Source organism: Modestobacter versicolor (genome assembly GCF_014195485.1).
Classification (GTDB): domain Bacteria; phylum Actinomycetota; class Actinomycetes; order Mycobacteriales; family Geodermatophilaceae; genus Modestobacter; species Modestobacter versicolor.
Map to the genome: position 1 here is coordinate 2393904 of NZ_JACIBU010000001.1, position 12177 is coordinate 2406080.

At 72.8% G+C, this 12177-nt stretch carries 11 protein-coding genes; 2 read left to right on the top strand and 9 right to left on the bottom strand.

Features of this window, described 5'->3' with window-relative positions:
• Positions 1-22: 22 nt before the first annotated feature.
• From FHX36_RS11720 to FHX36_RS11740, 5 genes are read right to left on the bottom strand one after another with little or no spacing between them, the layout of a single operon-like run.
• Entirely contained in the window at positions 23-1018 is a 996-nt protein-coding gene (locus tag FHX36_RS11720; RefSeq protein WP_110551381.1) for an ABC transporter permease, read from the bottom strand.
• A complete protein-coding gene (locus FHX36_RS11725; protein WP_110551382.1) occupies positions 1015-2532 on the bottom strand; it encodes a sugar ABC transporter ATP-binding protein in 1518 nt (505 codons plus the stop codon). The genes FHX36_RS11720 and FHX36_RS11725 overlap by 4 nt, the downstream gene beginning before the upstream one ends.
• Positions 2529-3593 (bottom strand): zinc-dependent alcohol dehydrogenase, encoded by a 1065-nt coding sequence (locus FHX36_RS11730; RefSeq protein WP_110551383.1) that lies wholly within the window; start codon positions 3591-3593, stop codon positions 2529-2531. Before FHX36_RS11730 ends, FHX36_RS11725 begins: the two co-directional genes overlap by 4 nt.
• Positions 3594-3610: 17 nt before the next feature.
• Positions 3611-4591 (bottom strand): transketolase family protein, encoded by a 981-nt coding sequence (locus FHX36_RS11735; protein WP_110551384.1) that lies wholly within the window; start codon positions 4589-4591, stop codon positions 3611-3613.
• Positions 4591-5427, bottom strand: coding sequence for a transketolase (locus FHX36_RS11740; RefSeq protein WP_220035855.1), 837 nt, complete (start codon positions 5425-5427; stop codon positions 4591-4593). The genes FHX36_RS11735 and FHX36_RS11740 overlap by 1 nt, the downstream gene beginning before the upstream one ends.
• A gap of 290 nt (positions 5428-5717) precedes the next feature.
• Between FHX36_RS11740 and FHX36_RS11745 the strand changes: the two genes are divergently transcribed.
• Positions 5718-7217: an aldehyde dehydrogenase family protein gene (locus FHX36_RS11745; protein ID WP_110551386.1), complete on the top strand. Its 1500-nt coding sequence runs from the start codon at positions 5718-5720 to the stop codon at positions 7215-7217.
• Between the two features lie 116 nt (positions 7218-7333).
• Positions 7334-7867, top strand: coding sequence for a MarR family winged helix-turn-helix transcriptional regulator (locus FHX36_RS11750; RefSeq protein ID WP_146251537.1), 534 nt, complete (start codon positions 7334-7336; stop codon positions 7865-7867).
• Positions 7868-7923: 56 nt separating this feature from the next.
• Here FHX36_RS11750 and sepX read toward each other — a convergent pair whose 3' ends face one another.
• The 4 genes from sepX to FHX36_RS11770 form a co-directional block, all read right to left on the bottom strand.
• A complete protein-coding gene (gene sepX, locus FHX36_RS11755; protein WP_183513757.1) occupies positions 7924-8643 on the bottom strand; it encodes a divisome protein SepX/GlpR in 720 nt (239 codons plus the stop codon).
• Between the two features lie 233 nt (positions 8644-8876).
• Positions 8877-9440, bottom strand: coding sequence for a GNAT family N-acetyltransferase (locus tag FHX36_RS11760; RefSeq protein ID WP_258372967.1), 564 nt, complete (start codon positions 9438-9440; stop codon positions 8877-8879).
• A 55-nt stretch (positions 9441-9495) separates the two neighbouring features.
• A complete protein-coding gene (gene glp / locus FHX36_RS11765) occupies positions 9496-10986 on the bottom strand; it encodes a molybdotransferase-like divisome protein Glp (RefSeq protein ID WP_220036046.1) in 1491 nt (496 codons plus the stop codon).
• Positions 10987-11096: 110 nt separating this feature from the next.
• Positions 11097-12050, bottom strand: coding sequence for a UTP--glucose-1-phosphate uridylyltransferase (locus FHX36_RS11770; RefSeq protein WP_110553600.1), 954 nt, complete (start codon positions 12048-12050; stop codon positions 11097-11099).
• Between the last annotated feature and the right edge of the window lie 127 nt (positions 12051-12177).

A 12177-nucleotide genomic window follows, 5' to 3' on the forward strand; every position in this document is an offset into this window, starting at 1 on the left:
ACCAGGGCGTGGACCGCCCTGGTCAGCGCTCGCGGGTCCTGACCGAGGAGAGCGTCACGGCGGCGATGATGATCAGCCCCGTGACGACCTGCTGGACGTAGGAGTTCACGCCGAGGATGTTGAGCCCGTTGCTCATCACGCCGATGATCGCGACGCCGACCATCGTGCCGACGAGGTTGGCCCGGCCCGACCGGATGACGGTCATGCCCAGGAAGACCGCCGCCACCGAGAACAGCAGGTTGTCGCTGCCCTGGACGGCGCTCGCGCTGCCGAGGCGGGCGGCCAGCAGGATGCCGCCGACCGCGGCGATGAGCCCCGCCGCCGCGAAGGCCAGCAGCCGGCCCCGCTGGACGTTGATCCCGGACAGGCGGGAGACCTCGACGTTCCCGCCGATGGCGTACCACTTCCGGCCGGTCGTGGTGAAGCGCAGCAGCGCCCAGAGGACGACGCCCAGGCCGATCGCCACGTAGACCGGCACCGGGATGTTCAGCGCCCGCCCCTGCCCGAGCGAGTTGAACCCCGCCGGCAGGTTGAACAGCGTCGTGCCCTCGGTGACCAGGTAGGCCAACCCGGTCACCGACGTCATCGTCGCCAGCGTCGCCACGAAGGCGGAGAGGTTGAGGTAGGCGACCAGGGCCCCGTTGGCGGTGCCGATGAGCAGCCCGACGGCGAGCGCGGCGAGGATGGCCGGCCAGGTCGGCCGCCCGTCCAGCATCAGCGACGCGGCCACGGCGCCGGCCAGGCTGGAGGTCGCGGCGAGCGACAGGTCGAAGTCGCCGACCACCATGACCAGGGTCTGCGCCCCGGCGATGATCGCCAGGATCGAGACCTGGAAGAGGATGTTCCGGACGTTGGTGAACGTCAGGAACACGTCCGGGCGCATCGCGAAGAAGAAGACGATGAGCAGCAGGAGGGCGATCGTCGTCCCGCCCTGCACGAGGAACTTCCCGATCGAGGTGCGCTGCCGGGCCGGGACCTCGGCCACCGTCGTCGTCGTCGTGGTCTGGGTGGTCGTCATCGGGCAGTCTTCCCGTAGCAGTAGGTGAGCAGCAGTTCCTCGTCGGCGTCCTCGGAGCGGGCCTCGCCCGAGATGCGCCCCTCGTGCATGATCAGCACCCGGTCGCTCATCCCGATGAGCTCCGGCAGCTCGGAGCTGACCGCGATCACGGTCGTGCCGTTGGCGGCGAGGCGTCGGACCAGCCGGTAGATCTCGGCCTTGGTGCCGACGTCGATGCCCCGGGTCGGCTCGTCCATCAGCAGGACGGCGGGGTCGCGGGCCAGCATCTTCGCCAGCACGACCTTCTGCTGGTTCCCGCCGGACAGCTCGCCGACCGGCTGCCGCGGGCTGCGGGCCTTGACCTGCAGGTCCGACATCCCGCGCCGGGTGATGTCGGCGATGCGCCCGCCGTTCACCATGCCCAGCGAGCTGACCGTGGCGATGTTGGCCAGCGCCACGTTGTCCTGGATCGACGCGCTGAGGATCACCCCCTGGCTGCGCCGCTCCTCGGGGACGAGCGCCATGCCCGCGTCCAGCGTCTTCGCGACGCCGGCGGAGTGGGGCAGCTCGGTGCCGTTGATCGTGATCGTCCCGGACACGTGCTTCTGGGCGCCGGCGAGGATCCGCAGCAACTCGCTGCGCCCGGAGCCGGCCAGGCCGCCGATGCCGAGGACCTCGCCGCGGTGCGCGGTGAACGAGACGTCCTGGACCCGGCGCCCGGTGAGCTCGCTGACGGTCAGGGAGACCGTCGAGGTCGCGGTGCCCCGGTCGGGGAACAGCTCGCCGGGCGAGCGGCCGACCATCGTGGAGATGACCTCGTCGATGGTGGAGTCGGCGACGTCCTTGGTCAGCACCGTCTCGCCGTTGCGCATGATGGTGAGCCGGTCGCAGAGCTCGAAGACCTCCTCGAGCCGGTGCGACACGTAGACGATCGCCACGCCGTCTGCGCGCAGCGCGCGGAGCACCGCGAACAGCTCGGTGATCTCGGTGTCGGTGAGCGACGCGGTCGGCTCGTCGAGGATGAGGATCTGCGCGTCGTTGGCCAGCGCCCGGGCGAAGGAGACCATCGTCTGCTGGACCGGGGAGAGCTCGCCGGCCAGCTGGCGCAGCGGGATCTTCTGGTGCAGGCGGTCGAGCTGCTCCTTCGCCCGCCGGCGCAGCGTCGACCACTGCACGATGCCGCCGCGGCTGGGGATCCGCTCACCGAGCAGGATGTTCTCGGCCACGCTGATCGTGGGGATGATCGAGAGCTCCTGGTAGAGCGCGACGATGCCGGCGCGGTTGGCGACGCGCACGTTGGCGAGCTCGAGCTCCTCGCCGGACCGGAGCACCTGCCCGGCATCGGGGTGGTAGACGCCGGTGAGCACCTTGACCAGCGTCGACTTCCCCGCGCCGTTCTCCCCGAGGAGCGCGTGGATCTCGCCGGGCCGGACCGACAGGTGGGCGCCGTTGAGCGCGAACACCCCGTCGAAGTGCTTGGAGATGCCGACGGCCTCCAGCGCCGGCGCCGCGGCAGCGGCCGTCGCCGTGCTCATGCCGCGGGTCCCTCGTCGAGGTCGTTGCAGCGGATGAGCACCTTCGGGTGCTCGCCGCTGAGATGCGCGGCGAACGCCTCGACCGCCTGGTCCAGCGGGAACACCGTGCCGGTCAGCGCCGCGAGGTCCAGGTGCGGCAGCAGCTGCACCGCCCGCGGGAAGGCGTAGGGCGAGACGAAGACCCCGGTGAGGGTGAGCTCCTTGAGGTAGAGAAAGTCCGACAGGTTCAGCGGCATCTCGAAGTCGTGCGGGTACATCGCCCCGTAGACGACGGTGCCGCCCCGGGCCGCGAGGTCCAGCAGCCCGCGGACCGCGCGGGTCGAGCCCGACGCGTCGACGACCACGTCGTACCCGCGGCCCCCGGTGATCTCGGCGGCGCGCGCGGCCTGGTCCTCGGCGAGCGGGTCGATCACGTGCTCGGCACCGGCGGCCAGCGCCATCTCCCGCCGGGCCGCGATCGGCTCGATCAGGGTGAGCGAGGTGGCGCCGTGCAGCCGCATCACCTGCAGCGCGAGCTGCCCGATCGGGCCGCCGCCGCAGATGGCCACCCGGTCGCCGACCCGGAGGCGGGTCTTGTCCGCGATCCGGACGGCGACGGAGGTGGGCTCCAGCAGGCACCCGTCGCGCAGGCTCACCGAGTCCGGCAGCACGTACACCTGCGACTCGTGCCAGGTCACCGTCTCGGCCATCCCGGGGCGGTTGTAGTCGGCGATGTGCTCGCAGAACTGCTGACGCCCGTCCCGGCACGGCCCGCAGCTCCCGCAGAACCGCAGGAAGTTGCCGGCGATCCGGTCACCCACCCGGACCCCGGTGCGGACGCCGTCGCCGACCGCCTCCACCACGCCGGAGAGCTCGTGGCCGAGACCGATCGGCACGTCGGTGCCGAAGAAGCCCTCCGCCAGGTGCGGGTCGGACCCGCAGATCGCCGAGTAGGCGACCCGGACCCGGACGTCCTCCGGCCCGAGCGGCTGGTCGGGCATCTCGACGATGCCGATCCGCCCGCGGGCGGACTCGTCCGGGTCGCGCAGGCTGCCGATCTTGGTGACCGCGACTGTCCTCATCGGTGTCTCCGCCGCCGTCAGTGGGAGGTGGGCCAGGACGGCTGCGCGATGACCCGGCGGGTGGCCGCGACGGTGGCCGCGAGGCCGTAGCCGTGCTTGTCGCGCAGCTCCTCGTCGTCGCCGAAGCCGGCGTAGACCTGCGGGATGCCGAGCCGCTCGAAGCCGTTGAGCCGGATGCCGCGGTCGGCGACGACGTCGGCGATGCGCGAGGCGAGGCCGCCGTAGGCCAGGTGGTCCTCGAGGACGACGAACTTGCCGCCGGTCTCGTCGGCGCACTGGGCGATCAGCGCCTCGTCGATCGGCTTGAGCGTGAACATGTCGACCACCCGCACCGAGCGGCCGTCCGCGGCGAGCTCCTCGGCGGCGTCCAGCGCCTGGGCCACCGTCGTCCCGTGGGTGAAGATCGTGGCGTCGGTGCCGTCCCGCGCGACGATCCCCTTGCCGATCCGGACGTCGTGCTCCCCCTCGGCGTAGAGCACCTTGTCCTTCTTGCCGACGGCGAGCCGGATGTAGATCGGCCCCGGCATGGACATCGACTGGCGCAGGACCTCCCCGACCATGTTCGGGTCGCCGACGGAGGTGACGGTCATGTTCGTGAGGGCGCACATCAGCGCGAGGTCCTCGACCGCGTAGTGCGTCGACCCGCCGTTGCCCACGAGCCCGCCGTGGGTGCCGATGATCTTGACCGGCAGGTTCGGGTAGCAGACGTCGGTGCGGATCTGCTCGAGCGCCCGCATGCTGAGGAAGGGCAGCATCCCCGACACCACGGGGATGTTCCCGTCGTAGGCCAGGCCGGCGGCGATGCCCACGCAGGCCTGCTCGGCCAGGCCGACGTCCAGGAACCGCTCCGGGTACTTGTCCCGGAACTCCACCAGCGTCGCGCCGATGTCGGGGGTGAGCACCCAGAGGTTGTCGTGGGTCTCGCCGAGCTCCGCCAGCGTCGTCCCGATCACCGACCGGGCCGACAGCATCTCGCCGAACGTGAACGTGACCGGCATCAGACCGTCTCCTTCTTCCGCGTCGACTCGAGCGCGGCCAGCGCCCGTTCCAGGTCCGCCGCACCGAGCGAGCCGGCGTGCCAGGCGAGGTTGTGCTCCATGAAGTCGACGCCCTTGCCCTTGACCGTCTCGCAGATGACCACGGTCGGGCGGTCGCTCTGGGCTGCCGGCAGCCCGTCGATGGCCGCCACCAGCGAGGCCATGTCGTGGCCGTCGGCCTCGACCACGTTCCAGCCGAAGGCCCGCCACTTGTCCGGGTAGGGCTCGAAGGCCACCCGCTCCTCCGCGAAGCTGGTCATGAGCTGGCGGTTGCGGTCGACGAAGGCGACCAGGTTGCCCAGCTCGTTGCTGCGGGCGGCCATCGCGGCCTCCCACACCGAGCCCTCGCCGGTCTCGCCGTCACCGAGCAGGCAGACGACGCGGTGGGTCTCGCCACGGTGCCGGGCGCTCAGCGCCATGCCCACCGCGAGCGGGAGCCCGTGCCCGAGCGACCCGGTGGAGGCCTCGACCCCGGGCAGCTGCACCTTGCACGGGTGCATGCCGTAGGCGCTGTCGAGCTTCCCGTAGGTCTCGACGATCCCCTCGTAGGAGAAGAAGCCGCGCATCGACATCGCGATGTACATGCACACCGCCGCGTGGCCCTTGCTCAGCAGGAACCGGTCCCGCCGCGGGTTGCTGATGTCGCCGGGGTCGACGTCGAGCCCGTAGTGGAACAGCGCGGTGAAGATGTCGGCCGCCGAGAGGTCACCGCCGATGTGCACGGCCCCCTCGTAGGTGCCGCACAGGTGCAGCAGCTTGGCGCGCAGCTCGTAGGCCCGCTCCTCCAGCTCGGCCACGGAGGGTCGTTCGCCCTCCGGCCGCACAGCGTCGTCATTCATCTCAGGACCCCTCGTCGGTGACCGTCGGGTGCGCTCGGGCCGGGCCCGCCGCCGTGAGCGGGGGTGGTCCGGCGAGCCTCAGGTGGAGTGACCTGCGTCACAGTAGCGCTTGTTCGTTTACTTGTGAACCATGTGGTGCGGGCCACATTAACCATCTAGGGTTCACATGTAAACCGTGGCTCTCGGATAGGTTCCGTCGGGCCGCCAGGCAGCTTCAGACGGACAGACACAGAGAGGTGGCGTTCCGCATGACCAGCACGACGAGCACGACCGCCCCGGTGACGACGGGGCTCTACATCGGTGGACAGGAGCGGACGACGACCGACGTGCTCGACGTCGTCGACCCGGCACGGCCCGGCGTCGTCGTCGGTCACGCCGCGGCCGCCACGCGGGAGGACGTCGCCGACGCGGTCGCCGCGGCGAAGGCCGCCTACCCCGCGTGGTCGGCGCTGTCGGCCACCGAGCGCGCCGCGCAGATGGCCGCCGCCATCGAGGGCCTCGCCGACGAGCGCGACGAGGACGCCCGGGTGCTGTCCCTGGAGAACGGCAAGATCGTCCACGAGGCGTGGGTCGACGCGCTGGTCTTCGAGATCCGGTGGCAGCTGGCGCTGTCCCTCGCCGAGGAGGTCGACGCCACCAAGGTGCTGCCCCCGGCACCCGGCATCCCGGTCCAGACCACCGTCGCGTACCAGTCGATCGGCGTCGTGACGCTGATCGTCCCCTTCAACTGGCCGATCGCGATCCTCGCCGCCGCGCTCCCCCACGCGCTGCTCGCCGGCAACACCGCGATCGTCAAGCCGCCGCCCTCGACGCCGCTGGCGACCACTCGCCTGGTGCAGCGCGTTGCCGAGAAGCTGCCCCCGGGCGTGCTCAACGTGGTCACCGGCCGGGACAGCGAGATGGCCGGCCTGATCGACAACGCCGACATCGCGAAGGTCTGCTTCACCGGCAGCGTCAACGGCGGCAAGAAGATCATGGAGATGGCCTCGCGCAGCCTCACCCGGGTCACCCTCGAGCTGGGCGGCAACGACCCGGCGATCATCCGGGCGGACGCCGTCCTGGACGACGACCACCTCGACCGGCTGTTCGGCGCCGTCTACGACACCACCGGCCAGATCTGCATGAACGCCAAGCGGCTCTACGTGCACCGGTCCCGGATGGACGAGCTCGTCGCCGGGCTCACCGCGCGGCTGGAGAAGGTCGTCCTCGGCCACGGTCTGGCCGAGGGCACGACCATGGGCCCGCTGCACCAGCCCGCGCAGAAGGCCTTCGTCACCGAGATCATCGAGGAGGCCAAGGCCTCCGGGGCGACCGTGCTGGAGTTCGGCGAGCTCCCGGGCGGTGAGTTCGCCGAGGGGAACTTCCTGCGCCCGGCCGTCGTGGTGGACCCCGACCCGTCACTGCGGGTCGTCACCCAGGAGCAGTTCGGTCCGGTGATCCCGGTGATCCCGTTCGACGACGACGCAGAGGCCGTGCGGCAGGCCAACGACACCTGGGCCGGGCTGTGCGCGTCGGTCTGGACCGCCGACACCGACTCCGCCAACCGGATCGGCGCGCAGCTGGAGTGCGGCTACGTCTGGGTCAACGACCACGGCGCCGCGCGGCTCGACCTCCGGGCGCCGTTCGGCGGCATGAAGGCCTCGGGCATGGGCCGCGAGCAGGGCATCGAGGGCGTCCGCGCCTTCCAGGACACCCGCTCCATCGCCCACGCGGCCGACGAGACCGAGCAGGCCGGGGCCGCGCACTGACAGCCGGTCGCGGGCCGGCGGGGCACTCCCCCGCCGGCCCGCACCTGCGCGTGGCTAGGCTTTCCGGACAGGCGGGAGTCGTATCCAGCCCCGACGAGGCCGCGCACCGTGCCGCCGTGACGAGGGACGCAACCATGGAGCTGCCGCCGGATGCCATCGCCGAACCCATGGCGACCGTGATCGACAGCAACGACTTCACGCCGCGGCTGATCTCCCTGCTGTCGAACAGCCTCGTGTGGCGCGAGTCGCGCGCACTGCGCACCCGCTTCGGCCTGGGCACCAACGACTGGCGGGTCATCTCCGCCCTCGCCATCCGGCCGGGCGCGACGGCCAGCGAGATCTCCGAGTTCGTGGCGATGAACAAGGCCATCGTCTCCAAGAGCGTGACCGTGCTGACCGCCCGCCGGCTCGTCGTCCAGGGTGAGGACGGCGGCCGCTCACGGCCGCTCTACCTGACCCCGGCCGGCGCCGAGATGCACGACGCGATGCTGCCGATCTCGATGCGCGGCCAGGAGATCATCCTGGCCGACATGTCGCCGGAGGAGGTCACCCGGCTCAACGACCTGCTCCGCCGCCTCCTCGGGCACGTCCGCGAGCTGCTGGCCGAGGACGCGCTGGACGAGGCGGCCCTGGACGACGAGCAGGTCTGACGAAGGCCCCACTGGAGGGGCCTCCCTCGGCGCCGCTCCACGGCGGCGCCGACCGGTCAGCCGTTGACCACCCGGGCCGGGGAGTAGACGTCGATCTCGGCGAACCCGATGTCTTCGTCGTCCAGCCCGACGACCGCGCTCTGCTGCCAGCCGGCCGAGACCGGCACGCGGGCGGCGACGACCCGGCCGGGACGCAGCGGGTGCACCGGGGCGAGCGGCAGGCTCGGGTGGATCGGGCCGGTCTCGGCGACGACCACCGGGGCCGGGCGGGCGGCCGGCACGACCGGGCGCTCGGCGGGGCGCTCGGCCGGGCGCCGGCGGACCGGGCGCTCCTGCTCGACCCGGGCACGGTGGGCCAGCCGGGCGTTGCGCCGGGCAGCGGCCCGCCGCTCGCGGTCGGCGGCGGCCTTGATCACCATCAGGTAGCCCACGACGGCGACGTCCAGCAGCAGCTGCGGAGCCCACAGCCACGAGCGGTAGGTCAGCGCACCGACCAGCGCCAGGACGGCGAGGGCCACCAGGCCGGCCAGCGTGCGGCGGCGCACCGCGTGCACGTCGACCCGCAGCTCACCGCTGCTCACCAGCGCGGCGCGGTCGATCGTCACCCGCTCGGTCTCCGCGTGGACCACGGGGTCCACCGGACGACGTCGCTGCAGGGTGCGACCTGAGTCCGCCGCGCCGGCTGTCGCGTGCGCGTCGCCCCGGGTGACCACCATCGGCACCAGGACCACGAACCACAGCACGACGAGAGCGGCCAGCAGTACGCCCGATCCCATCACTCACACCCCGATCCATCCGTGGCACTACAGACCGACCCCATCCCTGGGGCCACACGAGTCACATCCGTCACTCGGGAGTCAAGGTAAGGGCGCGGACTGCCGATGCCAGGGAGGTCTCCCGGTGTGTCGGCGCAGTCTGCCCGACCCACCGGCGTGTCGGCGTTCCCCGCGGGTCTCGAAGCGGTAACAGACCGTCAGCGGGTGCGGACACGCCGTGCAGGAGGCCGCAGTCAGCCGGGGATGCGGGACTGCCAGCGCGCGAGCGCGCCGCCGGGGAGGTCCTCGGCCAGCAGCGCGTAGGCCAGGTGGTCGCGCCACCCGCCGTCGATGTCGAGGTAGCTGCGGAACAGCCCCTCCTGCCGGAAGCCCAGCCGCTCGACCAGCCGCCGGCTCGGCCGGTTCTCCGGGCGGATGTCGGCCTGCAGCCGGTGCAGCCCCACCGGGCCGAACGCGTGGTCGCAGACCAGCGCCACGGCCAGCGAGGCCACCCCGCGCCCGGCGACGGCGGAGTCCACCCAGTAGCCCAGGTGCCCGGAGCGCAGCGCGCCGCGGACGACGTTGTCCACGGTGACCTGCCCGACCAGCCGGCCCTCGTAGTGCACCGCGAAGGGCAGCGACATCCCGACCCGGGCCCGCCGGGACGCCGCCCGGCGCATCGCCCGGTAGGCCGCCGGGGTGTGCCGGTCGCGCCACGGCACGGACGCGGAGGGCTCCCAGGGGGTCAGCCACGCCTCGTTCTCGGTGCGCACCCGGGCCCAGTCGCGCGCGTCGCCCCGCTGGAGGGGCTGCACCACGACCGGCCCGTGGCCCAGCCGGGCCGGCCAGCCGGGGTGCGGCGCCGGGTCCAGCTCAGCCCCCGAGCAGCATCGGCATGACCGTGACCAGCCCGCCGGCGGAGACCTCGGTGACGTCCTCGTCGACCACGATGAGGCAGTTCGCGCGCGCCATCCGGGCCAGCATCGCCTGGTCGCCGTCGCCGATCGGCTCCACCACGTAGCCGCCGTCGGGGTGCCGCATGACCTGGCCGTGCAGGTACTGCCGGTAGCCCAGCGGGGAGAGCAGCTGCTGGGCGGAGACCGCCTGCACGGTGCGCCGGAACAGCTGCCGCTTGCCCAGCATCAGCCGGATGGCCGGGCGGACGAAGACCTCGAAGGCGACCAGCGCGGCGACCGGCTCACCGGGCACGCAGATGACCGGGACGTTGTTGGGCCCGAGCTTGCCGAACGCGTGCACCGGGCCGGGGTGCATCGCGACCTGGGTGAACGACAGCCCGCCGAGCTCGTCGAGCGCCTCCTGCAGCAGGTCCGGGGCGCCGGTGGCGAAGGTGCCGGCGATCAGCACGACGTCGCTGCGCAGCGTCTGGCCCTCGATCAGCTCGACCATCCGGCGCTTGTCGTTGGGCATGATGCCGGCGCGGTAGGCCTCGGCACCGGCGTCCCGGGCGGCGGCGGCCAGCGCGTAGCTGTTGACGTCGACCTGCTGGCCCGGGCCGACGGTGGCGCCGACGTCGACCAGCTCCTCACCGGCGCACAGGACGGCGATCCGGGGGCGCGGCCGCACGGCCACCCGCTCGCGGCCCACGGCGGCGAGCAGGCTGATCTGGGCCGGCCCGATCGGGGTGCCGATCTGCACCGCGGTGTCGCCGGGGGCGACGTCGTCGCCGATCCGGCGCACGTAGCTGCCCGGCGCGAGCGCGGCGTAGACCTGCACCCGGGCGGCGCCCTGGTCGGTCCAGGCAGCCGGGACGACGACGTCCGCGCCGGCCGGCAGCATCGCGCCGACGGCGACCTTCTGCGCCAGGCCCGCGCCGATGGAGGCCACCTGCGCCGAACCGGCCGAGGTCTCCCCCACCACGGCGAGGTCGGTGGGCAGCTCGACGGTCGCGGTGGCGATGTCGGCCGAGCGCACCGCGTAGCCGTCCAGCCCGGCCTGGTCGAAGGCCGGCAGCGCGCGCGAGCTGGTGACCAGCTCGGCGCAGAGCAGGCCCTGGGCGTCGAGCACGGCCAGCTCGATCGGCGCCGGCTGCGGCACGGCGCCGAGGATCTCGTCCAGGTGCTGCTCGACGGTGCGCAGGCGCACCCCGGAGACGTCGACGGAGCCGGTGTCGGCCATCGGGTCGGGGGTCCGGTCGCCGGTCGCGATGGCCGGGGAGGGCACCCGCTCGGAGGCGAACATGCCGCGGTCGACCTGGACCGTGTCGTGCCCGGCCGGCACCGGGCGCTCCGCCGTCGCCAGCTGCCGGTCCCGGGGCGGCGGCACCAGCGAGCCCTGCCCGAGGTCCAGCTGGGAGGTGTCCCGGCCACCTCCCGAGAACCACCCGCGCGTGCTGTCGTCGCTCATCCCCACCACCGTCGTCCTCCCGTCGTCGGGCCTGTCCCCACGGCCGGACCTGCCGGCCACGGCCGCCGTCGACGGACCTGGCTCCCGATGGTGCCCTCTGGGAGCCCCGGTCAGGCGGGCGACGCGCCCTCGGCGGGCAGGTCGGCGACGAAGTCACGCAGCCAGGGCCCGAACGACGGGCCGAGGTCCTCGCGCTCGACGGCGAGCCGGACGACGGCCTTGAGGTAGTCCAGCTTGTCGCCGGTGTCGTAGCGGCGGCCGGAGAAGACGACGCCGTGCACCGGCACCCCGTCGTCGACGAGCCGGAGCAGCGCGTCGGTCAGCTGGATCTCGCCGCCGCGCCCGGGCGGGGTCTGCCGGATGGCCTCGAAGACCTCGGGGGGCAGCACGTAGCGGCCGATGATCGCCAGCGTGCTCGGCGCCTCGTCGGCCGGGGGCTTCTCGACCAGGCCGGTGACCCGGAAGACGTCGTCGCCGGCCGCGTCGCCGGAGACCCGGGCGTCCTCCACCGCGACGGCGCCGTACTTGGAGATGTTCTCCGCGCCCACGTCCAGCAGCGCGATCACCGCGCCCCCGTGCTCGGCCTGCACGGCGAGCATCTGCTCGAGCAGCAGGTCGCGGGCGTCGATGATGTCGTCGCCGAGCAGCACCGCGAACGGCTCGTCGCCGACGAACGCCGCGGCCTGCAGCACCGCGTGCCCGAGGCCCTTGGCCTCGCCCTGGCGGACGAAGAACACCTGCGCGACGTCGGTGGACTCGTGCACGGCGTCCAGCCGGGACGTGTCGCCCTTGGCCTCCAGGGCCGTCTCCAGCTCCGGGGTGCGGTCGAAGAAGTCCTCGATGGCGCCCTTGCCGCGGCCGGTGACCATGAGCACCTCGGGCAGGCCCGCGCGAGCGGCCTCCTCCACGATGTACTGCAGCGCCGGCCGGTCGACGACCGGCAGCAGCTCCTTGGGCACCGCCTTGGTCGCGGGCAGGAACCGCGTGCCCATCCCGGCCACCGGGATCACCGCCTTGGTGGCGGCCCGGGGCGTCGTCGAGTGGTCTGCGGACGGGCTCGGCATGCGGCGCAGCCTAACCAGCGGCACGCCGTGCCCGACTCCCCCGAGACGGTGAACGACGTGGCGATCTTGCGCACACACCAGGTGTCCGGACGGGTGCGCCCCGCCCCGCTTGCCGGCAGGTGGCAGC